At 59.2% G+C, this 26,066-nt stretch carries 24 protein-coding genes; 12 read left to right on the forward strand and 12 right to left on the reverse strand.

What is annotated here, in order from left to right; genetic code table 11:
• The first annotated feature begins 36 nt into the window (after positions 1 to 36).
• Positions 37 to 1,248, forward strand: coding sequence for a helix-turn-helix domain-containing protein (locus tag ACZZ0G_RS23335; protein WP_463557689.1), 1,212 nt, complete (start codon positions 37 to 39; stop codon positions 1,246 to 1,248).
• A gap of 31 nt (positions 1,249 to 1,279) precedes the next feature.
• The gene (locus tag ACZZ0G_RS23340) at positions 1,280 to 1,915 is read left to right on the forward strand and encodes a Vgb family protein (RefSeq protein ID WP_463557690.1); all 636 of its coding nucleotides are present in this window, start codon (positions 1,280 to 1,282) and stop codon (positions 1,913 to 1,915) included.
• A gap of 117 nt (positions 1,916 to 2,032) precedes the next feature.
• Here ACZZ0G_RS23340 and ACZZ0G_RS23345 read toward each other — a convergent pair whose 3' ends face one another.
• Positions 2,033 to 2,224 (reverse strand): hypothetical protein, encoded by a 192-nt coding sequence (locus ACZZ0G_RS23345; protein WP_099758657.1) that lies wholly within the window; start codon positions 2,222 to 2,224, stop codon positions 2,033 to 2,035.
• 209 nt (positions 2,225 to 2,433) lie between these two features.
• On the opposite strand from ACZZ0G_RS23345, the gene ACZZ0G_RS23350 reads away from it, so the two are divergent.
• Together ACZZ0G_RS23350 and ACZZ0G_RS23355 are read left to right on the forward strand one after the other, a co-directional pair.
• Positions 2,434 to 3,930 carry a helix-turn-helix transcriptional regulator gene (locus ACZZ0G_RS23350; RefSeq protein WP_463557691.1) on the forward strand — a complete coding sequence of 499 codons (1,497 nt, stop codon included), beginning with the start codon at positions 2,434 to 2,436 and terminating at the stop codon, positions 3,928 to 3,930.
• A gap of 137 nt (positions 3,931 to 4,067) precedes the next feature.
• Entirely contained in the window at positions 4,068 to 4,325 is a 258-nt protein-coding gene (locus tag ACZZ0G_RS23355) for a DUF1652 domain-containing protein (RefSeq protein ID WP_463557692.1), read from the forward strand.
• Positions 4,326 to 5,014: 689 nt separating this feature from the next.
• Here ACZZ0G_RS23355 and ACZZ0G_RS23360 read toward each other — a convergent pair.
• From ACZZ0G_RS23360 to ACZZ0G_RS23390, 7 genes are all read right to left on the reverse strand, one after another.
• Positions 5,015 to 5,782 (reverse strand): SDR family oxidoreductase, encoded by a 768-nt coding sequence (locus ACZZ0G_RS23360; RefSeq protein WP_095120260.1) that lies wholly within the window; start codon positions 5,780 to 5,782, stop codon positions 5,015 to 5,017.
• A gap of 22 nt (positions 5,783 to 5,804) precedes the next feature.
• Positions 5,805 to 6,872 carry a phosphotransferase family protein gene (locus tag ACZZ0G_RS23365; protein WP_463557693.1) on the reverse strand — a complete coding sequence of 356 codons (1,068 nt, stop codon included), beginning with the start codon at positions 6,870 to 6,872 and terminating at the stop codon, positions 5,805 to 5,807.
• 191 nt (positions 6,873 to 7,063) lie between these two features.
• A complete protein-coding gene (locus tag ACZZ0G_RS23370) occupies positions 7,064 to 8,032 on the reverse strand; it encodes a 2-hydroxyacid dehydrogenase (protein WP_463557694.1) in 969 nt (322 codons plus the stop codon).
• A gap of 170 nt (positions 8,033 to 8,202) precedes the next feature.
• Positions 8,203 to 8,622, reverse strand: a complete 420-nt coding sequence (locus tag ACZZ0G_RS23375; RefSeq protein ID WP_463557695.1) for a hypothetical protein — start codon at positions 8,620 to 8,622, stop codon at positions 8,203 to 8,205.
• A gap of 15 nt (positions 8,623 to 8,637) precedes the next feature.
• Complete coding sequence (locus ACZZ0G_RS23380) at positions 8,638 to 9,120, reverse strand: DUF4822 domain-containing protein (protein WP_463557696.1); 483 nt, start codon at positions 9,118 to 9,120, stop codon at positions 8,638 to 8,640.
• Between the two features lie 347 nt (positions 9,121 to 9,467).
• Positions 9,468 to 9,992 carry a cysteine hydrolase family protein gene (locus ACZZ0G_RS23385; protein WP_463557697.1) on the reverse strand — a complete coding sequence of 175 codons (525 nt, stop codon included), beginning with the start codon at positions 9,990 to 9,992 and terminating at the stop codon, positions 9,468 to 9,470.
• 219 nt (positions 9,993 to 10,211) lie between these two features.
• Complete coding sequence (locus ACZZ0G_RS23390) at positions 10,212 to 10,595, reverse strand: tautomerase family protein (RefSeq protein ID WP_463557698.1); 384 nt, start codon at positions 10,593 to 10,595, stop codon at positions 10,212 to 10,214.
• A gap of 362 nt (positions 10,596 to 10,957) precedes the next feature.
• On the opposite strand from ACZZ0G_RS23390, the gene ACZZ0G_RS23395 reads away from it, so the two are divergent.
• The gene (locus ACZZ0G_RS23395; protein ID WP_064390528.1) at positions 10,958 to 11,140 is read left to right on the forward strand and encodes a hypothetical protein; all 183 of its coding nucleotides are present in this window, start codon (positions 10,958 to 10,960) and stop codon (positions 11,138 to 11,140) included.
• A 233-nt stretch (positions 11,141 to 11,373) separates the two neighbouring features.
• Positions 11,374 to 12,654 (forward strand): HAAAP family serine/threonine permease, encoded by a 1,281-nt coding sequence (locus tag ACZZ0G_RS23400; RefSeq protein ID WP_064117620.1) that lies wholly within the window; start codon positions 11,374 to 11,376, stop codon positions 12,652 to 12,654.
• 176 nt (positions 12,655 to 12,830) lie between these two features.
• On the opposite strand, the gene acnB is transcribed toward ACZZ0G_RS23400, so the two are convergent.
• Complete coding sequence (gene acnB, locus ACZZ0G_RS23405; RefSeq protein ID WP_463558880.1) at positions 12,831 to 15,440, reverse strand: bifunctional aconitate hydratase 2/2-methylisocitrate dehydratase; 2,610 nt, start codon at positions 15,438 to 15,440, stop codon at positions 12,831 to 12,833.
• Between the two features lie 468 nt (positions 15,441 to 15,908).
• Between acnB and ACZZ0G_RS23410 the strand changes: the two genes are divergently transcribed.
• A complete protein-coding gene (locus ACZZ0G_RS23410) occupies positions 15,909 to 16,379 on the forward strand; it encodes a DUF1289 domain-containing protein (RefSeq protein ID WP_064117650.1) in 471 nt (156 codons plus the stop codon).
• Between the two features lie 92 nt (positions 16,380 to 16,471).
• Here the strand turns inward: ACZZ0G_RS23410 and ACZZ0G_RS23415 are convergent, their stop codons facing one another.
• Complete coding sequence (locus tag ACZZ0G_RS23415; protein WP_463557699.1) at positions 16,472 to 17,335, reverse strand: universal stress protein; 864 nt, start codon at positions 17,333 to 17,335, stop codon at positions 16,472 to 16,474.
• Between the two features lie 159 nt (positions 17,336 to 17,494).
• Here ACZZ0G_RS23415 and ACZZ0G_RS23420 point away from each other — a divergent pair, with 159 nt between their 5' ends.
• The 3 genes from ACZZ0G_RS23420 to ACZZ0G_RS23430 all read left to right on the forward strand — a co-directional run bounded on the left by ACZZ0G_RS23420 (position 17,495) and on the right by ACZZ0G_RS23430 (position 20,233).
• Positions 17,495 to 18,106: a MiaE family protein gene (locus ACZZ0G_RS23420; RefSeq protein WP_463557700.1), complete on the forward strand. Its 612-nt coding sequence runs from the start codon at positions 17,495 to 17,497 to the stop codon at positions 18,104 to 18,106.
• A gap of 132 nt (positions 18,107 to 18,238) precedes the next feature.
• Positions 18,239 to 18,946, forward strand: coding sequence for a response regulator (locus ACZZ0G_RS23425; RefSeq protein WP_463396772.1), 708 nt, complete (start codon positions 18,239 to 18,241; stop codon positions 18,944 to 18,946).
• On the forward strand, positions 18,947 to 20,233 hold the full coding sequence (locus ACZZ0G_RS23430; protein WP_463557701.1) for an ATP-binding protein: 1,287 nt from the start codon (positions 18,947 to 18,949) through the stop codon (positions 20,231 to 20,233).
• Positions 20,234 to 20,365: 132 nt separating this feature from the next.
• On the opposite strand, the gene ACZZ0G_RS23435 is transcribed toward ACZZ0G_RS23430, so the two are convergent.
• Both ACZZ0G_RS23435 and ACZZ0G_RS23440 read right to left on the reverse strand, forming a co-directional pair.
• Positions 20,366 to 22,564 (reverse strand): TonB-dependent siderophore receptor, encoded by a 2,199-nt coding sequence (locus ACZZ0G_RS23435; protein ID WP_463557702.1) that lies wholly within the window; start codon positions 22,562 to 22,564, stop codon positions 20,366 to 20,368.
• Between the two features lie 218 nt (positions 22,565 to 22,782).
• Complete coding sequence (locus ACZZ0G_RS23440; RefSeq protein ID WP_463557703.1) at positions 22,783 to 23,271, reverse strand: GFA family protein; 489 nt, start codon at positions 23,269 to 23,271, stop codon at positions 22,783 to 22,785.
• Between the two features lie 137 nt (positions 23,272 to 23,408).
• On the opposite strand from ACZZ0G_RS23440, the gene glsB reads away from it, so the two are divergent.
• Complete coding sequence (gene glsB / locus ACZZ0G_RS23445) at positions 23,409 to 24,317, forward strand: glutaminase B (protein WP_463557704.1); 909 nt, start codon at positions 23,409 to 23,411, stop codon at positions 24,315 to 24,317.
• 189 nt (positions 24,318 to 24,506) lie between these two features.
• Positions 24,507 to 26,009 carry an aldehyde dehydrogenase family protein gene (locus ACZZ0G_RS23450; protein WP_463557705.1) on the forward strand — a complete coding sequence of 501 codons (1,503 nt, stop codon included), beginning with the start codon at positions 24,507 to 24,509 and terminating at the stop codon, positions 26,007 to 26,009.
• The last annotated feature ends 57 nt before the right edge of the window (positions 26,010 to 26,066 follow it).

The following is a 26,066-nucleotide window of genomic DNA, read 5'->3' on the forward strand; positions in this document are numbered from 1 at the left end:
GCACTGTACCGAGGTGTCCGCCGCAATGAACTCACCATGGACTCGTTGATGACTGCCGCTGGTCGGGCGTTGAGCGCTGGCGATCCGCTGGGTGCGTTGAACTACGTTGCCCTGCGTGAAGATCCGCCTGCGCTGGCGTTGCGTGGCATTGCCATGGCCCAGCTCGGTGATCTGCCCCGCGCCAAGGCGTTGTTGCAGCGCGCGGTGAAAGCCTTTGGCAGCAACGAACCGCTGTCGCGGGCGCGTTGCATGGTGGCCGAGGCGGAAGTGGCGCTGGCGACGCGAGACCTGGGCTGGCCGGTGAAAGCGTTGGAGGCCGCTCGGCAGTTGTTGCACAGCCACGGTGACCGGTTGAACGCAGCGCACGCGCGATATTTGCAGATTCGCCGCCTGCTGCTGATTGGTGAACTGGATGCGGCCGAAGCGCTGCTTGTGGAAGTGGATCGCGCACCCTTGCCGCCGGCGCTGCATGCGGCCCATGAACTGATGTCGGCCGGGATTGCCCTGCGCCGGATACAGGCGCACAAGGCTCGCGCCGCACTTGCACGGGCGCAGCTAGCAGCACAACAAGCGGGCATCGCAAGCCTGATGGCAGAGGTCGAACACGCCATACGAGACTTCGACGCGCCGGCTGCGCGGTTGATCAGCGCGGGCCACTCGCAAGCGGTGAATCTGGCGCAGGTTGAAGCGTTGTTCGCGTCGTCGGGCCTGGTGATCGATGCCACGCGCTACACCGTGCGCGGAGCCGGGATGACCGTGACACTGGCAACCCGGCCGGTGCTGTTCAACCTTGCCCGATTGCTTGCGCAAGCCTGGCCGGGCGATGTGTCTCGGGAGCAACTGATTGCGACGGCGTTCCGCCTGCAGCTCAGTGATGAAAGCCACCGCGCGCGATTGCGTGTCGAAATCGGTCGGCTGCGATCAGCTTTGCAACCGTTGGCGAATATCACCGCAACTTCGCGCGGCTTTGCACTGGTAGCGGCCGATGTGGCGTTGCTCACGCTGCCGGTTGAGGACAAACAGGCGCAATTGTTGGCCTTGCTGGCTGACGGTGAGGCCTGGTCGAGTTCAGCGTTGGCGCTGGCGTTGGGGCGCAGCCAGCGACAGGTGCAGCGGGCACTGGAGGCCTTGGCCGTGGAGGACAAGGTGCAGGCTTTCGGCGTGGGCCGGGCGCGGCGCTGGGTGACGCCACCGCTACCGGGTTTCGCGACGATCTTGTTACTCCCGGTGTCGCTGGGCAATGGTTAGGCTGGACCCACACATCCACGAGGAAGCCGACATGAAACAGGCAAACGCAGAAATCCTTCGCGAATACGGTCCTTTTGACCACATCAAAGGCATTCACGGCGTGACCTTCGATGGCCAGCACGTCTGGTTCGCCAGCGACGGTCAGCTCAATGCACTCGACCCGGTCAGCGGCGAAACCGTACGCTCGATCCAGATTAGCGCCGATGGTGGCACCGCCTTCGATGGCCAGCATCTGTATCAGATCGCCGATCGCCATATCCACAAGATCGATCCAGCCACCGGGCGCGTCCTCCACACCATCCCGGCACCGGGCAATGGCGGTGATTCAGGCATGGCCTGGGCGGACGGCTCGTTATGGGTGGGGCAGTATCGCGAGCGCAAGATTCATCAGATTGATCCGCAGACCGGCAAAATCCTGCGCACGCTGGAGTCGAACCGCTTTGTCACCGGGGTGACCTGGGTGGAGGGCGCGTTGTGGCATGGTACTTGGGAGGGGGATGAGAGTGAGCTGCGGCATATCGATGCGCAGAACGGTGAAGTCTTCGAGTCTCTGAAGATGCCGGCGGGGCAGGGAGTTTCAGGTTTGGAGGCTGACGGCGCGCATCGCTTTTATTGCGGTGGCGGCGACAGTGGCCGGGTGAGGGCGGTGCGTCGGCCCAAATCGTGAGGTGACTGGACTGGCCTCTTCGCGAGCAGGCTCGCTCCCACATTGATTGCGGGTGAACACAAGCTTTGTGAGTTACCCAAAATCTGTGGGAGCGAGCCTGCTCGCGAAAGCGCAGTCTCAGGCACCGCTGTTTCGACGACGTTCAATACCCTCCGGGCCGCCAATGTCCAGCAGCCTTCTTTCCACCAAGACATTCTCAAGGGCCTGGCGCTCGACCGGCGCCATTTGGTGCTCGCGCTTTTTCAGCTCCAGCAGAATCGGGCTCGACCAGGTGCGATAGGTTTGTTCGATGTTGCGACGCGACGTCATCAGTCTCTCCTTGATCAAGAGCCCGGTGTAGCAGGCAGGGGCTCAATCCGATGAGGTGTTAACGTTAGTCGACAACCCCGGAAGTTGCGAACGCACCGCGATCCCCTCCTGCAAAGGGATGGGCGGTGTTGCGCAAATTAATGGTTCGGCACGATCAGAGGCCGCCGCGGTCGTACTCTGCACATGGGCGTATCACTTGTGGAGATCCAATGAGCCAGGAAGTCCTGACCACCGAAACCAACCGCCGCCAGTTGCAGCAGATCATCGCCGGGCTGTCTGACGGGGTGATTCTGCTGGAGCTGGATCAGAGCATTCTCTGGGCCAACGAAGCCGCGCTGTCCATGCACGGCGTCAACCGGATCACCGATCTGGGCCACAATGCCGACGAATACGCCAAGAAATTCAATTTGCGCTATCGCAATAATCACTCGATCAGCGCCGAAAACTATCCGATCAGCCGAGTGGCGCGCTGTGAGAGTTTCAATGACGTGCTCATTGAAGTGTCGCCGGCCGACGATCCGGAACGCATCTGGGTGCACAGCGTGCGCAGCATGATTCTCACCGACCGCGAAGGGCAGCCCGAATCACTGGTGCTGATCATGAGCGACGTTACTGATTGGGCCAACGCCGAGCAGCGCTTCGAAAGGACGTTCAACGCCAATCCGGCACCGGCGGTGATCTGCCGACTCAGTGATCTGCGTTACATCAAGGTCAATCCGGGGTTTCTGGAAATGACCGGGTACACCCGTGAGCAAGTGATCGGCACGTCCTCTTATGAAATCGATATTTTCGAACAGGCCGAACGCCGGGATCTGGCTATTCAGCGCCTGCGCGACGTCGCAACCATCCCGCAGATGCAAGCTGAGCTGCGCTTGCCCGATGGCAGCAGCAAGCAGGTAATCGTGGCCGGTCAGCCGCTGACGCTCAACGATGAGGATTGCATGCTGTTCTCCTTTGTCGACATGGAGCTGCGGCACAGGGCCGAGGTGGCGCTTCGTCAGAGTGAGGAGCGTTTTGCCAAAGCGTTTCGCCTGACGCCGGTGCCGATCCTGATCTGTAGCGCCGATGAGCAGCAGGTGATCGATGTCAATCAGGCCTTCCTCGAAACTCTGGCCTACGACAGCGCGGACGTGCTCGGTAAAACCGTGACGCAGCTGGACTTTATCGATGACAGCGGCGCACGCTCGCGGCTGCTGGCGGCGCTGGCGAAAAACGGGCGGGTGGATCGGGTGGATGTGCGGGTGCGCAAAAAGGATGCGAATCTGCTCGAGTGTGCGCTGTCGGCCGACACTGTGAATATTCATGACATGCCGTGTTATTTACTTGTGCTGATGGACATCACGGAGCGCAAACGTACCGAGCTAGAGCTTGTCGCGGCGATTGAAGAGGTGATGAAAGACGCGTCGTGGTTCAGCCGTACGCTGATCGAAAAACTGGCCAATGTGAAGAAGGTCAACTCGCCGCAACTGCCGAGCGTTTCGTTCACCGATTTGACGGCGCGCGAGCGTGATGTACTGGGGTTGATCTGTGAAGGACTGGCGGACAAGGAGATCGCGGCGCGGCTGAAACTGGCGCCGAACACCGTGCGTAATCATGTCGCGACAGTGTATTCCAAGCTGGATGTGCACAGTCGCAGTGAGGCGATTGTCTGGGCGCGCGAGCGTGGCTTGTTTGCCGGGGATTCCAGCGTCAAGGGGCAGCGATAGGGTGCAAATGCACTAGTTGGTCTGGTGCAATTTGAGGTGTTGGCCGGCAGCGGCTGTTCTTAGTCTGGCTGGGTGCGGTGCAAGCCTTTTGAGGTTTGTGGTCGCGTCCCTTCGAAGTTGCTAAAGGAACAACCGCAATGATGAATCTTGCGCAGTTGCGCGCGCAGCTTGAACGCAGTTTTTCTCCGCTGGCGTGTGAGTGTCTGGTGGATGGTGATCATTCGCTGACGGTGAAGCTGTATCACCCGGTGTCTGGGCAGGTGGATCTGGTGATCAGTGGCTTGAAGCTTGATGTGTTGCGTACGGCTGAGGCTGTTGAGGCGTTGGTTGAGGAGTTGCGGTATGAGCTTGAGAGCAACTCTTTGCGTTCGTCTCGGGATCCGGATTTGGCGTAGGCCCCTTGGGCTTGGCGGCCTGACAGCTGACCAATTTCTAGCAGATGTACGCTTTCAACTTTGGGAGCGAGCCTGCTCTCGATGTGGCCCTGTCAGACAAATCACATTTCAATCTGCCAACCCGCTCGAACCCCAACGCAAAATCGACAGCCAACTTCCCCGGATACGGCCGATTCGCTGGCGCTTGCGGGGGGCTCGGCTATAAAGAATGAGTGGTCAGGTCTTCCGTGGTCGGTTCGGTCGCGGGAGTTGCTCTTCCATTTATCGCGGGTCGTCCTATGAAAAATCCTGGGAAACGCGTGTTGCCGTTGGCTTTCTTTACATTGCTGCTGGCTGGCTGTGCCAGTCCTCCACCCCCTCCACCGGTCGCGCCGCCGCCACCGCCGGAGCGCACGTGTCAGGTGCTCGAAAACACTGAGGTCGCCGGTGACGTGTACGCCGACGGGCAGGTTACTCGACACATCACAACCACCCGTTGCGTCACGCAATAGCGTCGGCGGGGTGATTGATGTTGCCCTTGCTGTTGGTGCATTTCGGCTGGCAGTTGCCGAAGGTCATTGCCTGATACACAACCCCTGTGGGACCGAGTCCGCTCGCGAACGCGGTGTGTCATTCAAGTCACATTGGCTGACACTACGCCTTTGCGAGCAAGCTCGCTCCCACCGGGATTTGCGTGTTAGCAGTGCATATCAGGACAGGAAACCACCATCCACATTCAGCGCAACACCGGTGGTGTAGCTCGACGCATCACTGGCCAGGTACAACACCGCACCGGCCATTTCACTCGGATCGGCCACACGCTTGAGCGGGATCTGCGTCAGTGCCTGCTTGAGGATCGCATCGTTTTTCACCAGTGCCGACGCGAATTTGGTGTCGGTCAGGCCCGGCAGCAGAGCGTTGCAGCGGATGCCGAACTGCGCGCATTCCTTGGCGAACACTTTGGTCATGTTGATTACCGCTGCCTTGGTCACCGAATAGATGCCTTGGAAGATCCCCGGTGAAATACCGTTGATCGAGGCGACGTTAATAATGCTGCCGCCACCGTTTTCACGCATCAGCTTGCCGGCTTCCACCGACATGAAGAAGTAACCACGAATGTTTACGTCGACAGTCTTCTGGAATGCACCCAGATCGGTGTCCAGCACGTTGCAGAATTGCGGATTGGTCGCGGCGTTGTTGACCAGAATATCAAGGCGGCCGAACTGTTCCTTGATCCCGGCGAACACCTGGCTGATCTGTTCCATCTCACCGATGTGGCAAGCCACGGCTGTAGCCTTGCCGCCAGCAGCAATGATCGCGTCGGCGACGTGCTGGCAACCGTCGAGCTTGCGGCTCGAAACGATCACGTGGGCACCTTGCTGGGCCAACAGTTTGGCGATGGCTTCACCGATGCCACGGCTGGCGCCGGAGACGAAAGCGATCTTGCCGTCGAGGTCGAACAACTGAGTCTTGGACATAAGGGTTCCTGGGTGTGGGCCGTCAGAGGCTCGATTTCGCAATGACCTGCAAGCTCATCTGCTCCAGCAGTTTGTTCATGTGAATGAACTGCGCGAAGCGTTTGTCCTGAGTCTGGCCATGGTAGAAGCGGTAGTAGATCTGCTGCACGATGCCGGCCAGGCGAAACAGGCCATAGGTGTAGTAGAAGTCGAAATTGTCGATCTGGATGCCCGAACGTTCGGCGTAGTAATCGACGAACTCACGGCGGGTGAGCATGCCCGGCGCGTGGCTCGGCTGGCGGCGCATCAGTTGCACCGGCGCCGGATCATCGGCCTGAATCCAATAGGCGAGGGTGTTGCCCAGGTCCATCAACGGATCACCGAGGGTGGTCAGTTCCCAGTCGAGTACGCCGATGATTTGCATAGGGTTGTTCGGGTCGAGAATCACGTTGTCGAAGCGATAGTCGTTGTGGACGATGCTGGAGGTTGGGTGGTCGGCCGGCATCTTGTCGTTGAGCCAGGCTTTGACCTTTTCCCAGTGTGGCGCGTCGGGTGTCAGGGCTTTTTCGTAGCGCTCGCTCCAGCCTTTGATCTGACGGGCAACGTAGCCTTCCGGTTTGCCCAGATCACCGAGACCACAGGCGTGGTAGTCGACGCGGTGCAGCTCGACGAAGCGGTCGATGAAGCTCTTGCACAGCGCTTCGGTTTTCGCTGAATCGAGGCCCAGTTCCGGTGGCAGTTCCGAGCGCAGGATGATCCCTTTGACGCGCTCCATTACGTAGAACTCGGCGCCGATCACCGCTTCGTCGGTGCAGTGCACGTAGGCTTTCGGGCAATACGGGAAGCCGTCGCGCAATTGATTGAGGATGCGGAATTCACGGCCCATGTCGTGGGCGGATTTAGCCTTGTGGCCGAACGGCGGACGGCGCAGGACGAATTCCTGTTCCGGGTATTCCAGCAGGTAGGTCAGGTTCGACGCACCGCCAGGAAACTGGCTGATCGCAGGTGTGCCGCTCAGGCCTGGAATGTGCGCCTTGAGGTACGGATCGATCAGGCTGGCATCGAGTTCTTCGCCAGAGCGGATCCGGGTGGACTGGTCAGTAAGCGCCATGCTTATCCCTTCTGCTTATTTTGGAGGCCAGACATCATTGGCTAATCTAATGGCGCGCTCAGATCGCCACAAGCGCGGGTCGGTCTTATAGGTTAGCGTGTTGCCCGATAATCAGCGTTCCGAATAGGCGCAAAGGCCCCCCGCAAAAGTCACCACAGGCTGTGGCAGCTCCTGTCGGGGTTGCGTTTTGATCAGTGCACGCGCTGGTTGTTGAGCTTCGGAGGCAATGCGATCGGTGTGAGTACCGGTTGCCCGGAGAAAAATGCTGCGAGGTTTTTGCCCACCAGTTCCACCGTGCCTTGAGTAGCTTCTGGGGACAGGCCCGCGACGTGTGGCGTCAGCAGCACGTTGCTCAGGTTTTTCAGCGTATCCGGCACTTGGGGCTCGTGGTCGAACACATCCAGTGCGGCGCCGGCAATTCTACGTTGTTCCAGGGCGGTGATCAGGTCCGCCGTGGCGATCACGCTGGCGCGGGCAATATTGACGATGAAGCCTTTCGGACCGAGCGCATCGAGGACCGGACGGGTGACCAGGTGCTGTGTACCGATGCCGCCGGGCGTGGCGATGATCAGGAAGTCCGACGCCCGGGCCAGTTCGGTCGGCGTCGAGCAGAACGCGTAAGGCACGTCGCTGCGCACTTGGCGGCTGTGATAGCTGATCTCCATGTCAAAGCCCAGATTCGCGCGTTTGGCAATCGCCATCCCCACCGCACCGAGACCAAGAATCCCCAAGTGCTTGCCGGCCAGTGACGGGCGCATGATTTTCGGCCACTCCCCGCGGCGTACGGCCGCGTCGCAACGCGGGATGTCACGGACCAGCGCCAGCAGCATCGCCATCGCATGATCGGCCACAGACGAGGCATTGACCCCGGCGCCGTTGGTGACGGTAATGCCGCGGTTGCTCGCGGCTTGCAGATCGACGTGTTCGTAACCGGCGCCGATCACCGTGATGATTTTCAGGGCGGGCAGGGCGGCGATTTCATCGGCGGTGAGGCCAAGTGGGCCACGGGTCAGCACTGCGTCGATGCGGCTACCGTGGGTAGCGATGGCTTGCGCACGTTCGGCGGGTGTGGGGGCGAGGATCAGGTGAAAACCCTGATGTTCGAGGATCGGCAAATAGTCATTGATGGTTTCAACCAGTACCAGAACGGTTGCGGGCATTGCGCGGCTCCTGTGAACGTCTGCGGGGTGGTCGCGAAAGTCGTTTCAGAGTGCTGAATCCGCAGCGACTTGGCAATCGTTGTCATTGGCGCAGTGGTGCTTTGATTCTGGACGGCTTCGGACAAGAAGCAAGGCAGGCAGCACACCGGTGATCCGGTGTGCTGCCGGGATCATTGGGCTTTGGCTTGTTCAGCCATCGCGATCGGCTTGATATCGTAGGTCGGATAGAACTCGGTGCGGTAACTGCCCCATGCGGTGTTTTCCAGTGCAAGGTTCACTTCCGCCAGACGCGAGACAGGAAAGCGCACCGTTACTACCTGGCCGATACCCATCATGATGTTCCAGCTCACCACCTCGACTCCGGCCGGGGGAAACGTTTTGTGGAAACCCTGTTGCGCGAGCTGGGCCTTGAGCTCACTTAGCGGTCGGGTTTGATCGTGTTTCAGAAATACGGTCAGCATCATCGCGTTGTCGGCAGTGGCGACGGCATTTTTTGTGGGTTCGGCAGCGGCTTGCGCGCTGACCCCGGCACAATAGACGGAAGAAATCAGTAACGACGACAACAGCAGGGTCTTAAGTGACGTTTGCATATCGAACTCCTGGTCTTATTGTTTGATGGCAGACCTGGTTTCTATCGTTCCGGTATAGGGCGCGTGAACGACATGAATGCGGACGAGAGGGTTGTTGTCGACCATGTCGCGGGGTACTTCACGAGAATAAGTGAACTCGCGGTCGTTCAATGTTTCCAGACGCCTGACCAATGTTTTGGTCGGGCCAATATCCGGCACAAGAATGTGCTGCTGCTGATCGCCGGTAACGAAGAAATAACCACCCCCGCCATTGTTGTACTTTGATTCGCCTGTATCGGCGTAAAAGAACTCGTATCGATTACGCTCGGGATCCCACGTCGAAATGCCAACGACGCCGGGGTACTGTGCTTTGACGTCGGTTTCCGGGGCGCCGTCGATATAGACCTTGGTGGTCAGCCATCGCGGCGAAGAAGCCAGCTCGCGGACGTCGGCAGTGGCGCTGGCGAGCGGGGCAAGCAAAGCGGTCAACAACAGGCCGGTCATCATGTACTTTTGCATGCTGTGTCCTCTTGGTTGGAATCCAGTTATTAATTGTTCGGATTCGGGGCGATAAAAATATAGGCTTGCCGCGGAGTATTGTTCAATGGCTGGGTAGTTGTTTGTAACAAATACCGGTTATTCGATTTTTGAGTAATATTTTGTTGTGAATGTGTTGGCCGTTTAAGTTGTAGGAATAGTCTGAAATGTTTGTGGCTGGATCGCTTATTTATTGGTGTTTTCTGTAGCTAACGAAGCTGGCGTAATCAACTGATTACACAATGATGTAGGACAGGGGATGCCGTAACAGATATCTGGTTGACGCAACCGCAGCAATTTAAGTTGCGTCAATTTCAGGGAGGACTTCCTTAGAACGTCACTTCAGCGCTGTCGACTAATCGTGCGAAGGCGGCACCGAGCGTTGCGTTGTGATGTTTGATGATCGCTTCGGCCGGCAGCGCGGCAGTGTCCATGCAGGTGTGGGCGTCGGCGACCAGCACTGGTTTGAAGCCTAGATCGGCAGCGCTACGGCAGGTGCTGTCGATGCAGAACTGGCTTTTCATGCCGACCACATAGAGGTCTTCTACCTGTGCGGCTTTGAGTTGCCGCGCAAGGTCAGTGCCATGGAAAGCATTGGGTCGGGATTTATCGAAGAGGGTGTCGATATCTGCGTCCAGTTCAAGCGCTGGCAGTAATTGCCAGAAAGGACTGCCAGCGGCAATCGGTGAGCCGTCCGGGCCGGTGTGGCGCACGGCGAAGATCGGCACTCGATTCGCGCGGGCCTGAGCGACCAGGCGCTGGATGTTGGCCAGAACCCGTTCGCCCTGGTAGGGTTTTTCCGATCCGTGGAACAGACCGACCTGCATATCGATGATCAACAGTGCTGCGGACATGGCGCTTCTCCTGGGGTGCTGCAGATGCCGCACGGACGGGAGAAACAACAAGGCCCCGTCCATTGCTGGCGGGGCCTTGGGGTTTGCTGCGCTGGGTTTACCTCAGACAGAAACACCACGACCCGCCGGTGGCGGTCGTGGTGGTACGGGTGAGTTGCAGCACGCGAATGTTCATGGGCCGATCATGCTGGCCCCGGTATCGGGCTGTCAACGAGCGGATCAAGTGACGTACTGCGCGATGCCATTGCCGAATGACCAGTTCTCTTTCTTGACCTCGACCAGATTGATGAACACGTCTTCCCGGCGTACCGCCAACTGTGTGTGCAGGCTTTCGGCGATTGTTTTGAACAGCAACTGCTTTTTCTCCACCGTGCGCCCTTCGCTGATGGTGATCTGAATGAACACCACGCCATCGCTGCGCTGGATCCCCAGATACTGCGGGTCGTATACGAAGTGCTGGCTGTCGTGCTCGGTGAGGATCTGGAAGTTGTCGTGCTCGGGCACATCAATACAACTGCGCAGGGCGGAATAGATCTGCTCACCGATGCGTTTGGCGAAAGTGGGGTCGGGGTTTTGTTTGATGTCGACGCGAACGAGGGGCATGGGCAGAGACTCCGGTGGGGGGAACCCATTCACGCTAGAACATATCAACCAGATTGAAAGTATGGGGTGATGACCTCGTTGCTGTTTTTGTATGAGGCTACTTACGAAACTCGAGGATTTTACCTACGCATTTGGCAGAGCCATCTGCTATCGGGCAGACGGTCAACGCGAAATCATGGGGCCGCGATGGGAGGTGGCCCAGGATGGAAAAGCTTCCCGAGCGTTAACTGTCAGCAGCCAAGGAAGGTTCATGCATCTTGATGACCACAAAAATGTGGAGCTCGAAAGGCTACAAACAGAAACCCAAAAGCTCGGTGTGGAGAGGCGCAAGCTTTGAGCACCAAAAAAGGGAAGGGGGCAGTATGAGCACAGAGGAAAGCAGAGCCAGAATAGACCGACTGTATCAAGAGGAGTTTGAGTTCAGAGAAGCCATGAAGCCCTTTCGCAAAGCCGAAAGGCGTGAAACGGTTTTGCTGTTTAGCCTTGGAATGTTGATGGGCGCGGTGGGGATCGCTTTCGTGATGGTGTTGGCTCGGACCATCTGAATACCCGTGCATGTGCCTATTAACGACATCATGAATACCTGTTTACGACAGATAATTTCCCGAAAACGACGCCAAAGGGATCTGCTCCACACAACCATTCCTCAGCTAAGTCTTTGCTTCTGCTCATTTATCACGGAGAATCGCGCCCCTGTTTCGGCCGGAGCATGTCTGTCGGTTTTTTCCGACGCGTCCTGACCGAGTGGCAAGTGACCGGAATGCGGAGATCCGACCGGATGAATGATCAGGCCAATAGCGTCGAAGAGCGCTTTGATGCAGCAGCACCCGCTGAACTTTCGAGCTGGAATCGCCAGGACACCACCTGGATGTTGGGGTTGTTTGGAACGGCCATTGGCGCCGGTACCCTGTATTTGCCGATCAACGCAGGCTTGGGTGGCTTCTGGCCGCTGGTCGTTCTTGCGCTGCTGGCGTTCCCGATGACGTTCTACGCACACCGTGGCCTGACTCGTTTTGTGCTTTCCGGTCGCGAAGGCGCTGACATCACTGAGGTGGTCGAACAGCATTTCGGCATCAAGGCTGGTGCGCTGATCACGCTGCTTTATTTCTTCGCGATCTTCCCGATCCTGCTGATCTACAGCGTCGGCTTGACCAACACGGTCGCCAGTTTCCTTGAGCATCAATTGCACATCACACCGCCGCCCCGTGCGTTGCTGTCGTTCGTGCTGATTCTGGGTTTGCTGGCCGTGGTGCGTTGCGGTCAGGAGGCGATCGTCAAGGCGATGAGCCTGATGGTGTACCCGTTTATCGTCGCGCTGCTGTTTCTGGCGGTGTACCTGATTCCGCACTGGAACGGCGGCATCCTCACCACCGTTTCGCAGGTGCCGCCACCGTCGGCGCTGCTGCACACGCTGTGGCTGGCGATTCCGGTGATGGTGTTCTCGTTCAACCACTCGCCGATCATTTCGGCGTTCGCGGTGGATCAGAAGCGTCAGTACGGCGTGCATGCCGATGAGCGCAGCTCGCAGATCCTGTTCCGCGCCCATGCGTTGATGGTGCTGATGGTGCTGTTCTTCGTCTTCAGCTGCGTACTGACGCTGTCGCCGGAGCAACTGGCGGAAGCCAAAGAGCAGAATCTGTCGATCCTGTCGTACCTGGCCAACCACTTCAACAATCCAACCATTGAGTTCGCCGCGCCGCTGATCGCGTTTGTGGCAATTTCCAAGTCGTTCCTCGGCCACTACATTGGAGCGAGTGAAGGTCTGAAAGGCCTGATCGTCAAGAGCGGCAAGCGCCCGAGCGCCAAGGCACTGGATCGCATCGTGGCGGCGTTCATGCTGGTGATCTGCTGGATCATCGCGACGCTGAACCCGAGCATTCTGGGCATGATCGAAACCGTCGGCGGCCCGGTTATCGCGGCGATTCTGTTCCTGATGCCGATGTATGCGATTCGCAAGATTCCGGCGATGGCGCGCTATCGTGGTCAGGCGTCGAACGTGTTTGTTACGGCGGTAGGTCTGGTAGCGATATCGGCACTGGTTTACAAGCTGACGATGTAACGCAGACTCAAGCGAAAAGAACCGCTGTGCCTGCCCAGGCACGGCGGTTTTTTTATGTCCGGGAGCCGAGTTTGCTCGCGAAAGCGATGAGACCCGAACAGGTAGCTACCCTCCAGCAGGCATAAAAAAACGCCGCTCATCTCACGATGGGCGGCGTTTTTCAATGCGTTGTAACGTTAGGCTTGAACGACCGGGATGTTGGCGTTCGCAGCAGCTTCACGGAACTCGGCGATCTGGTCGAAGGACAGGTAGCGGTAGATATCGGCCGCCATGCTGTCGATCTTGCCAGCGTATTCCATGTACTCCTCGACGGTCGGCAGGCGACCCAGGATCGAAGCAACGGACGCCAGCTCGGCCGAGGCCAGGTAGACATTCGCGCCGTCGCCCAGACGGTTCGGGAAGTTACGGGTCGAAGTCGACACCACGGTGCTGTTCGGCTCAACGCGTGCCTGGTTACCCATGCACAGCGAGCAGCCTGGCATTTCCATGCGTGCGCCAGCCTTGCCGTAGATGCCGTAGTAGCCTTCTTCGGTCAGTTGGTGAGCGTCCATTTTGGTCGGCGGCGACAGCCACAGACGGGTTGGCAGCTGACCCTTGACCTGATCCAGCAACTTACCGGCAGCGCGGAAGTGACCGATGTTGGTCATGCACGAACCGATGAACACTTCGTCGATCTTCTCGCCAGCAACGCTGGAGAGCAGGCGGGCGTCGTCCGGGTCGTTCGGCGCGCACAGTACCGGCTCGCTGATGTCGGCCAGATCGATTTCGATGACTTCGGCGTATTCGGCGTCGGCATCGGCTTCCATCAGTTCCGGGTTGGCAACCCAGGCTTCCATCGCTTGGGCGCGACGTTCCAGGGTACGAGCATCGCCGTAGCCTTCGCCGATCATCCAGCGCAGCAGGGTGATGTTGGAGTTCAGGTACTCGGTGATCGACTCTTTCGACAGCTTGATGGTGCAACCGGCAGCCGAACGTTCGGCCGAGGCGTCGGACAGTTCGAACGCCTGTTCCAGGGTCAGACCTTCCAGACCTTCGATTTCCAGGATGCGGCCGGAGAAGGCGTTTTTCTTGCCTTTCTTCTCGACGGTCAGCAGACCGTTCTGGATAGCGAAGTACGGAATCGCATGAACCAGGTCACGCAGGGTGATGCCAGGTTTCATTTTGCCTTTGAAGCGCACCAGGATCGATTCCGGCATGTCCAGCGGCATAACGCCGGTGGCCGCAGCAAACGCAACAAGACCGGAACCGGCCGGGAACGAGATGCCCATCGGGAAACGGGTGTGCGAGTCACCACCGGTACCGACGGTGTCTGGCAGCAGCATACGGTTCAGCCACGAGTGGATGATGCCGTCGCCCGGACGCAGGGAAACGCCGCCGCGGGTCATGATGAAGTCAGGCAGGGTGTGGTGGGTAGTCACGTCGATCGGCTTTGGATACGCCGCGGTGTGGCAGAACGACTGCATTACCAGATCAGCGGAGAAGCCCAGGCACGCCAGGTCTTTCAGTTCGTCACGGGTCATCGGACCGGTGGTGTCCTGAGAACCCACGGTGGTCATTTTCGGTTCGCAGTAGGTGCCAGGACGGATGCCTTTGCCTTCTGCCAGACCGCAAGCCTTGCCGACCATTTTCTGCGCCAGGGTGTAACCCTTGGTGCTTTCGATCGGTGCATCAGGCTTCTTGAACAGGTCGAACGCTGGCAGACCCAGTTCGGCGCGAGCCTTCTCGGTCAGGCCACGGCCGATGATCAACGGGATACGGCCGCCGGCACGGACTTCGTCCAACAGCACCGGGGTCTTCATTTCGAAGGTGGTCAGGACTTCGTCGGTGCCGTGTTTGCAGACTTTGCCAGCATGCGGGTACAGGTCGATCACGTCGCCCATGTTCATGTTGGAAACGTCGAACTCGATTGGCAGTGCGCCGGCATCTTCCATGGTGTTGTAGAAGATCGGAGCGATTTTGCTGCCGAAGCAGAAACCGCCAGCACGCTTGTTCGGCACGTAAGGAACGTCGTCGCCGAAGAACCACAGTACCGAGTTGGTTGCCGATTTACGCGACGAACCGGTACCGACCACGTCACCGACGTAGGCGATCGGGAAGCCTTGACCGCGCATTTCTTCGATCTGCTTCATCGGGCCGATGGCGCCCTGCTGATCAGGAACGATGCCGTCACGGGCCATTTTCAGCATGGCCAGGGCGTGCAGCGGGATGTCTGGACGCGACCAGGCATCCGGAGCAGGGGACAGGTCGTCGGTGTTGGTTTCGCCGGTAACCTTGAACACGCGCAGGCTGATCTTGTCGGCCAGGGTCGGGCGGTTTTTGAACCACTCGCCGTCAGCCCAGGATTGCAGCACGGCTTTAGCGTGAGCGTTGCCGTTCTTGGCTTTCTCAGCGACGTCGTGGAACGCATCGAACATCAGCAGGGTGTGCTTGAGTTGCGCGGCAGCGACTGGCGCCAGCTCGGCGTCGTCCAGCAGGTCAACCAGAGTGACGATGTTGTAGCCGCCCTGCATGGTGCCGAGCAGTTCTACAGCGCGCTTTTTGTCCAGCAGCGGGGAGGAAACTTCGCCCTTGGCCAGTGCAGACAGGAAGCCGGCTTTTACATAAGCCGCTTCGTCCACGCCTGGTGGAATGCGATTGGTGATCAGGTCAACGAGAAATTCTTCTTCGCCAGCCGGAGGGTTTTTCAGCAGCTCGACCAGGCCTGCTGTTTGTTCGGCGTTAAGCGGCTGGGGAACGATACCCAGGGCTGCACGCTCTTCGATATGTTTGCGGTAGGCTTCAAGCACAGTTATTACCCTCATCAGTGGTCCCAAATGGGTGTCCGGGACGCTCATCCCGAAATTGCCGTACTCATGCTCCTCACGACGTTGTGGGTCGTTCGGCCAGAATTACCGGCAATTCCTTACAGAAGCTGCTTTCAAAGTTTTACGCCTGCAGAACGGGGAGCTGATGAGGGTTGGCGATGGGCTTTTCCCCGCTGGAAAAACCCTTCGCCAACACCGCTCTGAAGGAACGACTGTGCTCGTGACGCTTTGAAAACAGCTTCTAACGGACATTGGCGCCTTAAAAGGCTGGCTGATTCTACGGCAAAAAAAATTTAAAGGTAAGTCGGGCTCTATTGGACTTTCGTGGCAATGCGCGTGGCCGGGTCAAACGCGCGGTGCGTCTGAGACCCTGATGTTTGAGGGGTGATCAATGCCCGACAAAGGGCTAACATGCCGGCCTGTTCCGCGTTTCAGTGTTTTGCCTATCTTATGCCCAATCAGACCATCAAGACCCCCTGCGTCGGCCTCTGCTCCACTGTTTACGGTGATCTGGTGTGCCGTGGCTGCAAGCGTTTCCACCACGAAGTGATCCACTGGAATGGATACAACGAGGAGGAAAAGCGCGCGGTGTGGTTGCGTCTGGAGCAATTGCTGTCACAAGTGATGGCGGCCAAGGTCGAGATTTTCGATTCGGCGCGCCTGCGCGAGCAGCTCGAGCAGCGCAAGATCCGCTTCGTGCCGCATCAGTCGGAATATTGCTGGGCATATCAGCTGATCGCTCGCGGTGCGCGGGTGATCATTAATCTGGAAGCCTACGGCATGGTGTTGCTGCCCGAGTTTCGCGACTGGAACCTGCCGGAACTGCGCGATGCCATTGATCGGGAATTCTTCCTGCTGTCGGAAGCGCACTACCAGCGCTACATCGCCCCCGGATTTCTCAAGGACGCCTTTGGTGCCTGAAGTCCAAAAGATCGCAGCGTGCCGCAGCTCCTACAGGTTTGTGTGACGCGTTCTACCTGTAGGAGCTGCCGAAGGCTGCGATCTTTTGATCTTTAATGCTTCACCGCCAACTCCACCAGATGATCCTCCACCTCCTGCGGCTTGAGCACCAGCACATCGCTCTCCAGCGCATCCAGCACCACTTCCGCCGTATTGCCGATCAACGCCCCTGACAACCCGGTCCGTGCCACTGTCCCGATCACCGTCACTGCCGCCTGCAGCTTGTGCGCCATAAAGGGTATCAACACATCCGCGGGGCCTTCCTCAATGTGCAGATGCTCATCATCGACATCGAATTCCGCCTGAAACGCCCGGCATTGCTCGCGATAGCGCGCTTCGATGGTTTCACTCAATTGCAGCGTCGGGTCCGCAGCCGACAGCATCGGTGATGGATGCGCAGCGATCACATGCAGATGCGCCTTGGCCAGACTGGCGATGTCGTAGCCATGATCAATGATCGTCGTGTGCAAATGCCGATGTTCACCATCGGCATTGCCCACATCCACGGCTGCCAGAATCACCTTGTCCTTCCACGATCCCGCTGTTTTCACCAGCAGCACCGGGGTAGGGCAGTGGCGCAGGAGTTTCCAGTCCGCCGGGGTCAGCAGGGCTTTTTTCAGTGAACTGTCCGGGAAGTGCTGTTTGATCACCAAACCGCAACCTTCGGCCTGCTGCACATCGATGATGGTTTCGTGAAGGCTCTCGTTCCACGCCTGCTCGGTGGTCACGCTGTAGCCATCCGCCAGCAGCGCGGCTTTGAGCACACCGAGCATGCCGGCGTGGTCGTGCTTCTTGTCGCACACCAGCAGGTGCAGATGAGCCTGGGTCACACCTGCGATCAACTTGGCGCGCTTGAGCGCCAGGCTTTCCGAATGTTCGGGGTTGATGACCACCAGAATGCTGCGAATGGCTTGCATGAGCGGAGTCTCCAGCAAAGAAAAGGCACGGCGTTGCACAACTATAGTTGCTGCTCGATCGTGCGCGACTTGACGCATATCAACGCGCGCGGCTGGTGGTCTGCGGACAGGCCGGTATAATCGGCGCCCTTCGCTCGAACACCTTTTACCGTGAGCCTCATGATCCTTCCCGAAATCCACGAATTCCTTGGCTGCCGCACGCCAGACGCCTGGGTCCAGGCCGCACTGGCCGATCAGGAAACCCTGCTGATCGACCACAAGAACTGCGAGTTCAAGGCCGCCAGTACCGCCCTGAGTCTGATTGCCAAGTACCATTCCCACGTCGACCTGATCAACATGATGTCGCGCCTGGCCCGGGAAGAACTGGTGCACCACGAGCAGGTCATGCGCATCATGAAACGGCGCAAGATCGAACTGCGCCAGCTCCACGCCGGTCGTTATGCCTCAGGCTTGCGCAAGGTGGTGCGCAGCCACGAGCCGGTGAAACTGGTGGATACGCTGGTGGTCGGCGCGTTTATCGAAGCGCGCAGTTGCGAGCGCTTCGAAGCATTGGTGCCACACCTGGACGAAGAACTCGGCAAGTTCTACTTTGGCCTGCTGAAAAGCGAGGCGCGGCATTTTCAGGGTTATCTGAAGCTGGCCTATCAGTACGGCGATGCGAAGGATATCGCTCAGGTCATCGACAAGGTCCGCGCCGCCGAGCAGGAACTGATCGAGTCGCCGGATGAAGAGTTCCGCTTCCACAGCGGCGTGCCTGCCCCAGATTGTTAAAAACTCTTAAGAGTATGAAACATCACCGAAAACCGGCCCCAGTGGCCGGTTTTTGCTGCCTGAAACAAACGCCTGTGCCACGAAAGTCGCCATAATGCCGACCACTTCACACATGGGCGGCAGACGGGCGTTATGGATAACCTGGGTTTTGGCAAAGTCCTGCTGGTGGAAGACGATGAGCGTCTGGCGGCGTTGATCGCCCACTTTCTCGAACAACACGGCTACGAAGTGCGCGCGGTACATCGCGGGGATCTGGCTGTGGCTGCCTTTCTGGAATTCAAGCCGAAAGTCGTCGTGCTCGACCTGATGTTGCCGGGGCAGAGCGGTCTGCATGTGTGCCGGGAGATCCGCAGCGTGTCGGACACGCCGATCGTGATCCTGACGGCCAAGGAAGATGATCTCGACCACATTCTCGGTCTGGAGTCGGGCGCCGATGACTACGTGATCAAACCGATCAAGCCGCCGGTGCTGCTGGCCCGGCTGCGGGCGTTGCAACGACGACAGGTCCCGGAAAGCAACGTCGTCAGTTTTATGCAGTTCGGTCAGTTGAGCGTCGACCGCAGTTGTCGGGAAGTGCGACTGGCTGGAGAGAGCATCGAAATGACCACTATGGAGTTCGAGTTGCTGTGGTTGCTGGCCAGCGCGGCCGGCAAGGTGCTGTCGCGTGATGACATCCTCAATCGCATGCGCGGGATTGCCTTCGACGGGCTCAATCGCAGCGTCGACGTGTACATCAGCAAGTTGCGCAACAAGCTCAAGGACAATCCCCGCGAGCCGATGTGTATCAAGACTGTGTGGGGCAAGGGGTATCTGTTCAATCCGTTCGCGTGGGAGCTGTAGATGCTGCGGTTATTTCTCGGGCTGTTTCTGGTCATGACGATTGGTCTGGTGCTGGCGCTGCAGACGGTCGAGCGCACCTTCGATGCCTTGCTCGACTATCAGATGCAGGACTACAACCGCGAGGCTGTGCGAGGGCAAGCGTGGACGTTGGCTCAGCAGTTGCGTGACCTCGACGGCCCGGCCCGGGAAAACCAGCTGGAAACGATTCGCCCGCATTACGGCTTGGGGCTGACGCTGGTCGATGCTCATGAACTGGCTTTGAGCGACAAGGAAAAAGCCGAACTGGCCCGAGGGCTGCTGGTGATTCGTGACCAGTACACCCAATACATTTCCGCGATTGACGAGGGGTCGCAACTGCTCAGCATCCGCTTGCCGGCCGAGCCGAGCCTGATGCCGTTCTACATCGCCGGTGCCTACCTGATGATTGCCGTGATGATCGGTTTCGTGCTGTTTTTCTGGGTGCGTCCGCATTGGCGCGATCTGGAGAAACTGCGCCTGGCCGCCGAGCGTTTCGGCGATAACGATCTGTCGGTGCGCATTCAATTGTCCAAGCGCTCGAACATCCGCGATCTGGCTGAGCACTTCAACCTGATGGCGGCGCGCATCGAGGGCCTGATCGCCAATCAGCGCGAACTGACCAACGCCGTCTCCCACGAACTGCGCACGCCGATTGCGCGGCTGTCGTTTGAACTCGACCAACTCAAGCAGCAACCGGATGCCAGCCAGAACCGTGAGCTGATTGCCGATATGTATGCCGACCTCGGCGAGCTGGAGGAAATGGTTTCCGAATTGCTGACCTATGCCAGCCTTGAGCGCGGCGCGACGGTGATCAAACGGGAAAACATCCAGGCGGCCAATTGGCTCGACAGTGTGGTCGGCAGCGTGGCGCTGGAGGCTGAAGCGGCGGGGGTGCAGTTGTTGATCGGTGATTGCCGGCTCGACACGGTGCGCATCGAGCCGCGATTCATGGCGCGGGCGGTGATCAATCTGCTGCGCAACGCGATTCGCTATGCCGAGCAGCGGGTGGAGGTGACGCTGGAACGCACGGGCGATTATTACCAAGTGCGGGTCAACGACGATGGGCCGGGCGTGCCGGTGGACGGGCGGGAGAAGATTTTTGAGCCGTTTTCGCGACTGGATGCCAGTCGGGATCGGCGTACGGGCGGGTTTGGTTTGGGTTTGGCGTTGGTGCGCCGGGTGTCACAGTCCCATGGCGGGCAGGTTGAAGTGGGTGATTCGCCTTGGGGCGGGGCTTCGTTCCGGATGACCTGGGCGCATCTGGATTGAACGCCGTTGCCTGCGCCGGCCTCTTCGCGAGCAAGCTCGCTCCCACACTGGATTTGTGAACGCCACAGATCACTGTGGGAGCTGGCTTGCCAGCGATGGGGCCGTCCATGGCACTGCTATTTCAACTGGTGATCAGAAATCCCACTTGGTCGTCAGCATCAAATTGCGCGGTTCGCCGTAGAACGTCGTGTCGAAGTTGCCCAGCCCGGTCAGGTAGCGCTTGTCGAACACGTTGTTGGCGTTGACCGTGAAGCTCAGGTGCTCGTTGTACTGATAGCGGCTCATCAGGTCGACGAGGGTGTAGCCGCCCTGTTTGATCCGCGTGTAATCACCGGCCGGGGCGCTGTAGATCTTGCCGTAGAACGCGCTCTGCCAGCTCACGCCGCCACCGACGGTGACCTTGTCCAGCACGCCGGGCAAACGGTAAGTGGTGAAGGTGCGCACCATATGCTCGGGCTTGGTGGTCGACAACGGATAGCCGTACATGCGCTGCTCATCGGCATCACGGGTGCGCGCGTAGGTGTAGCCAGCGGAAATGTTCCAGCCTTCGGCCAGCTCACCGGCCAGTTCCAGTTCCACGCCTTTGGTGGTGGCGCCATCGATGGCTTTGTAGATGCCTTCGTTGGTCACCGCGTTGGTGCCGATCGACTCGGCAACGCCGTCCTGCTCAATGCGGAAAAACGCCAGGCTGGCGTTGAGGCGACCGTCAAAATACGCCGCTTTCAAACCGGTTTCGTAGCTGTCGCCCTCGACAGGGGCGAGGGTGGAGCCGTTGGCGTCTTTGTAGGTCTGCGGCTGATAAATACTGGTGTAGCTGGCGTACAACGAGTAGGTGTCATCGAGGTCATAGATCACCCCGGCGTAAGGCGTGACCACGCCGTGTTCCTTGTAACTGGTCTGGGTGTCGTCGAGGCCGGCCCCGGGGTTGTAGCGGTAGTCTTCGTTGTATTTGAAGGTGCTCAAACGGCTGCCGAGAATCACCGAGAGATCGTCGGTCGGGCGCAGGCGCGTGGCCAGATAAATACCGTTCTGGCTTTGGGTGCGCTCGTACTTGCCGTTTTTCGGGAAGTCTTGTTTTGGCAGGTTGCCGTCCCAGTCGTAAATGCTCCCCGGCACTTCGGAAAACGCACTGCCGTCGTAGGTCGCACCAGTCTGGCGTGAGTGCGCGGTCATGACGCCGGCGATCAGCTCATGCTCGCGACCGCCCAGGGTGAACGGGCCGGAGACGTTGACATCAGCGGTGTTCTGCACCCGATGACCTTCCCAGCGACCCCAATACATGAACATGCCTTCACCCGTGGCGCGGTTCGGGTTGCCACCGCTGGCCGAGGCCAGGCGCGTGTCGTGATCGGTGGTTTTCTGATCGAGGCTGACCTTGAACTTCCAGTCATCGGCCAGCGCCTGCTCCAGCGAGGCGAAATAAGTGATGTTGTCGAAATCGCGTCGGCTCCAGTCAGCGGCGGAGTTGAAGTGGCGACCAAAATCGGTCCGCCCGCCATCGGCGAAATACACCGGGTTACCGGTCCACGATGAACCGCGTGGTGTGGTGCTGGATTTGTCCACGCCGAAGGTCAGCAGGGTGTCGTCGCTGAGGTCTGCTTCGAGGATGCCGTAGAACAAGTCTTTGCGCTGGCTGTAGTGATCCAGATAAGAGTTCTGATCCGAATAGGCGCCGACGAAGCGTCCGCGCACGTTGCCCGACTCAGTCAGCGAACCGGAAATATCACCGACGGTGCGGTAAGCATCCCATGAGCCGACGGTGCCGCTGATCGACGCTTTGAATTCTTTGGTTGGTTTCTTGCGGATCAGATTGACCGTGGCCGATGGATCGCCCGAGCCGGTCATCAGGCCGGTCGCGCCCTTGATGATTTCAATGCGGTCGATGCTCGCGGCGTCGTCGCCATTGTTCGGGTTCTCGCCGTACACGCCATCGTAGGGAATGTTGACGCCGTCGTACTGGAAGTTGGTGATTGCCAGGCCACGGGCGGAAAACTCGGTACGGTCGCTGTCGTACTTCTGCATGGAAATGCCGGGGGTATTGCGCAGCGCATCACCGACACTTTGCACGCCGCGATCGTCCATTTGCTGGCGAGTGATGACCGTCACCGACTGCGGGGTTTCGCGGATCGACAACGGCAGACCAGTAGCCGAAGACATGGCGCCGGTGGTGTAAGAACGGGTGTCTTCGGTGGTGGCGCCGAGGCCCTGGGCGGAAATATTGGTGGCGCCCAGTTGCAAGGTCTGCTCGGTTTTTTCAGCAGCGTTGGCAGAAATGCTCAGCAGGGCCAGTGCCAATGGGCACAGGGCAAAACGGAAACGGACGTGCGACATGGAGATCCCTTTGCATCGAATCGATCGGTAGTTGAAGTGCTTCTGAGGGGTTAACCGAACGAGTGCGGGAAAAGGGAACTGCGCGGAATCAAGAAAGATGCAAAACCTGTGGGAGCGAGCCTGCTCGCGAAAGCGCTGGTTCAGAAAAATCAATGTTGGCTGACAGGACGCCTTCGCGAGCAGACTCGCTCCCACAGTGATTTGTGTTTGCTGTGGATCTATCGGGTCAAACCGAGGCGTTCATGCCATTGGGCGATGGATTCTTCAGGGTAGACGTCGAACTGTTTGTCTTTGGTTTTGGCCTCGACTTCCACCCACGGTGCTTTCGAGCCGAGCATCAAATGCGTGTGCTCCGGCGGCACCGGCAACGGTGTGTCAATGGCCGAGGCGAACGGGTGGATCAGCTCTGGCCACTCCGGGCTGAACAGCCATAGGCCGCTGCCGCACAGTGAACAGAAATGTCGTTCGGCCGTGCTGCGATGGGCGCGTTTGTCGCCCTCGTCTTTCATCTTCGCGTGGTAGATGCTGATATGTTTGCGCCCGCGCACCTTGAGGCTGGTCGCGTCGCCGCCGAGATTGATCGCATAACCGCCGCCGCCCTGAGTCTTGCGGCAGATCGAGCAATAGCAGCGTTGATAAGGGTAGGGGTGGGCGCTGGTGAGGCTGAATGTGACCTCGCCGCAATGGCAGGAGCCTTCGAGGTGCATGGTGCTCTCCGGTTTCTGAATGTCCGGTTCAGCCTAGAACATTCTGCGCGATGGCGGCCGGTGTGATTCGACGGGCGGGCGCAGCGTCTAGCCCCAGTGTCCCCGCAATCCCACGGGGCGAGACTTCGGAACCCGGCATGCAAGCGCTGTTGAACGAGATTCTTGACGCTGTCCGCCCGCTGATCGGGCAGGGCAAGGTCGCCGACTATATTCCTGCCCTCGGCACCGTGGCGGCCAATCAGTTGGGCATCGCCGTGTACGGCAACGACGGCGAGATGTACTGCGCCGGTGACGCCGAGACGCCGTTCTCGGTGCAGAGTATTTCCAAGGTGTTCAGCCTGGTGCAGGCCATCGATCATTCCGGTGAGGCGATTTGGGACCGCCTCGGTCATGAGCCGTCCGGCCAGCCGTTCAACTCGCTGGTGCAGCTGGAATTCGAGCGCGGTCGGCCACGCAATCCGTTCATCAATGCCGGCGCGCTGGTGATCTGCGATATCAACCAGTCGCGCTTCGCCGCACCGACCCTGTCGATGCGCGATTTCGTCCGGCGCCTGTCGGGCAACCCGCAGATCATGATCGACGGCAAAGTCGCCGACTCGGAATACCAGCACCGCGCGCGCAACGCGGCGATGGCGTATCTGATGCAGTCGTTCGGCAACTTTCACAACGATGTCGAAGCGGTGCTGCGCAGTTACTTCAGCCACTGCGCATTGCGCATGAACTGTATCGATCTGGCGCGGGCGTTCTGCTTTCTGGCCAACGATGGTTTTTGCAAACACAGCGGCGAACAGATCCTGACGCGCCGGCAAACCCAGCAGGTCAACTCGATCATGGCCACCAGCGGGCTGTATGACGAGGCGGGCAACTTCGCTTACCGCGTTGGCTTGCCGGGCAAGAGTGGTGTTGGCGGCGGGATTGTTGCGGTGGTGCCGGGGCAGTTCACGGTGTGCGTGTGGTCGCCGGAGTTGAATGCGGCGGGGAATTCACTGGCAGGGATGGCGGCGCTGGAGATGCTCAGTTCGCGGATTGGCTGGTCGGTGTTCTGACCCGATCCGCCAAACACCGCAAAACCCTGTGGGAGCGAGCCTGCTCGCGAAGGCGTCAGGTCAGCCAACATTGATGTATCAGATCCACCGCTTTCGCGAGCAAGCTCACTCCCACAGGGTTAGCGGTTGCTTTGGAGGATTGTGTTCCTATACATTTTCCGGCCGCTCCCTGCATGGTGAATCCGCTTCATGTCTCTTGCGCTCGAACGTCTAGTCGCTGGCACGCCGATCCCTTTCGCTGGTAACCGCGTCACCGTGGTCAGCCCCGAACTGGCCGCGCGGTTTCAGCCCGGTGACCACCTGCTGGTCGAGCAGGTCAGCGGCGAGTTGCTGTTGATTCCCGTGGTGGATCAGCAAGCGGCGTCCGTGGCGATCGAGCGTGCGGCAGCGGCATTCACTGCGTTGTCAACGGTGTCCGATGAGGCGATCAGCCAGTTTTTCGACCTGTTTGCGCAGCGTCTGGAAACCCCGGATTGCTGGGCGCACATCGAAACCGCCAACCTTGCCGACATCGAAAGAGCCAAGTCGCGCGGTCGTTCCACCACCCGACTGCTCGCCGATGAGCGCATGCGCGGCGACATGATCGCCGGCCTGCGTGCCTGGCGTGATGCGACGGCAACGCGTGGCAAAGTCATCAGCAGCGTCGAGCACGAAGGCTGGAAGGTCGAGCAAGTGGTCTCGCCGCTGGGCATCGTCGCGTTTGTCTTCGAAGGTCGGCCGAACGTGTTCGCCGACGCCGCCGGTGTCTTGCGCACCGGCAACACCGCCGTGTTGCGCATTGGCAGCGATGCCTTGGGCACCGCGCAAGCCATCGTCACGCACGCCTTGAACCCGGCGCTGGCCGAGGCTGGTCTGCCGGCCGGGGCGGTGTCGTTGGTGGAAAGTGTCAATCATGCCGCCGGTTGGGCGATGTTCGCTGACCGACGTCTGTCGCTGGCGGTGGCGCGCGGTTCGGGTCGTGCAGTCAGTCAGTTGGGCAGTATTGCTCAGCAGGCTGGCACCGCTGTCAGCCTGCACGGTACGGGTGGCGCGTGGTTGATCGCCGATCGTGCTGCCGATGCCAAACGCTTTGCCGCCGTGGTGCGCAACTCGCTGGACCGCAAGGTCTGCAATACGTTGAACGTCTGCCTGATCCAGCGTGATCGCGCGGCGGAACTGGTGCCGCTGTTTCTCGATGCGCTGCAACAGGCCGGTACGGCACGAGGCCAGGGCTGCAAATTGCACATCGTCGAAGGCTGCGAAAGTTATCTGCCGAGTGAGTGGCAGAACGCGACGGTCGAGGTTTATCGCGCCGAGGGTTACCAGACCGAAGCGTTGGCTGAACCTTTGGCGGAATCGGCGTTGGGCCGCGAGTGGGAATGGGAAGAAACTCCGGAAGTCAGCCTGATGATTGTCGACGATCTGGATCAGGCGATTGCGCTGTTCAACCGCTACAGCCCGCAATTTACCGTGTCGTTGATCAGTGAGGATGCTGCCGTACAAGAGCGTTTCTACAACGCGGTGAATGCGCCGTTTGTGGGCAACGGCATCACCCGTTGGGTCGACGGGCAGTATGCGCTCAACAAGCCAGAGTTGGGGCTTTCGAACTGGGAGAGTGGGCGCTTGTTTGCGCGCAGTGCGATTCTTTCGGGGGATGGTGTGTTCACTGTGCGTAGCCGCATGACCCAGATCGATCTCACAGTAAAACGCTGATCTCGTGGTCTGTGATCGTTCCCATGCTCCTGCGTGGGAACGCAGCCCGTGACGCTC

The sequence above is a fragment of the Pseudomonas sp. AC169 genome (assembly GCF_979258515.1).

Bases quoted from the DNA above. Each gene is read 5' to 3' on its own strand.
- ACZZ0G_RS23335 (WP_463557689.1), top strand. From the start codon at position 37: ATGGACTCGTTGATGACTGCCGCTGGTCGGGCGTTGAGCGCTGGCGAT.
- ACZZ0G_RS23340 (WP_463557690.1), top strand. From the start codon at position 1,280: ATGAAACAGGCAAACGCAGAAATCCTTCGCGAATACGGTCCTTTTGAC.
- ACZZ0G_RS23345 (WP_099758657.1), bottom strand. From the start codon at position 2,224: ATGACGTCGCGTCGCAACATCGAACAAACCTATCGCACCTGGTCGAGC.
- ACZZ0G_RS23350 (WP_463557691.1), top strand. From the start codon at position 2,434: ATGAGCCAGGAAGTCCTGACCACCGAAACCAACCGCCGCCAGTTGCAG.
- ACZZ0G_RS23355 (WP_463557692.1), top strand. From the start codon at position 4,068: ATGATGAATCTTGCGCAGTTGCGCGCGCAGCTTGAACGCAGTTTTTCT.
- ACZZ0G_RS23360 (WP_095120260.1), bottom strand. From the start codon at position 5,782: ATGTCCAAGACTCAGTTGTTCGACCTCGACGGCAAGATCGCTTTCGTC.
- ACZZ0G_RS23365 (WP_463557693.1), bottom strand. From the start codon at position 6,872: ATGGCGCTTACTGACCAGTCCACCCGGATCCGCTCTGGCGAAGAACTC.
- ACZZ0G_RS23370 (WP_463557694.1), bottom strand. From the start codon at position 8,032: ATGCCCGCAACCGTTCTGGTACTGGTTGAAACCATCAATGACTATTTG.
- ACZZ0G_RS23375 (WP_463557695.1), bottom strand. From the start codon at position 8,622: ATGCAAACGTCACTTAAGACCCTGCTGTTGTCGTCGTTACTGATTTCT.
- ACZZ0G_RS23380 (WP_463557696.1), bottom strand. From the start codon at position 9,120: ATGCAAAAGTACATGATGACCGGCCTGTTGTTGACCGCTTTGCTTGCC.
- ACZZ0G_RS23385 (WP_463557697.1), bottom strand. From the start codon at position 9,992: ATGTCCGCAGCACTGTTGATCATCGATATGCAGGTCGGTCTGTTCCAC.
- ACZZ0G_RS23390 (WP_463557698.1), bottom strand. From the start codon at position 10,595: ATGCCCCTCGTTCGCGTCGACATCAAACAAAACCCCGACCCCACTTTC.
- ACZZ0G_RS23395 (WP_064390528.1), top strand. From the start codon at position 10,958: ATGAGCACAGAGGAAAGCAGAGCCAGAATAGACCGACTGTATCAAGAG.
- ACZZ0G_RS23400 (WP_064117620.1), top strand. From the start codon at position 11,374: ATGAATGATCAGGCCAATAGCGTCGAAGAGCGCTTTGATGCAGCAGCA.
- ACZZ0G_RS23410 (WP_064117650.1), top strand. From the start codon at position 15,909: ATGCCCAATCAGACCATCAAGACCCCCTGCGTCGGCCTCTGCTCCACT.
- ACZZ0G_RS23415 (WP_463557699.1), bottom strand. From the start codon at position 17,335: ATGCAAGCCATTCGCAGCATTCTGGTGGTCATCAACCCCGAACATTCG.
- ACZZ0G_RS23420 (WP_463557700.1), top strand. From the start codon at position 17,495: ATGATCCTTCCCGAAATCCACGAATTCCTTGGCTGCCGCACGCCAGAC.
- ACZZ0G_RS23425 (WP_463396772.1), top strand. From the start codon at position 18,239: ATGGATAACCTGGGTTTTGGCAAAGTCCTGCTGGTGGAAGACGATGAG.
- ACZZ0G_RS23430 (WP_463557701.1), top strand. From the start codon at position 18,947: ATGCTGCGGTTATTTCTCGGGCTGTTTCTGGTCATGACGATTGGTCTG.
- ACZZ0G_RS23435 (WP_463557702.1), bottom strand. From the start codon at position 22,564: ATGTCGCACGTCCGTTTCCGTTTTGCCCTGTGCCCATTGGCACTGGCC.
- ACZZ0G_RS23440 (WP_463557703.1), bottom strand. From the start codon at position 23,271: ATGCACCTCGAAGGCTCCTGCCATTGCGGCGAGGTCACATTCAGCCTC.
- glsB (WP_463557704.1), top strand. From the start codon at position 23,409: ATGCAAGCGCTGTTGAACGAGATTCTTGACGCTGTCCGCCCGCTGATC.
- ACZZ0G_RS23450 (WP_463557705.1), top strand. From the start codon at position 24,507: ATGTCTCTTGCGCTCGAACGTCTAGTCGCTGGCACGCCGATCCCTTTC.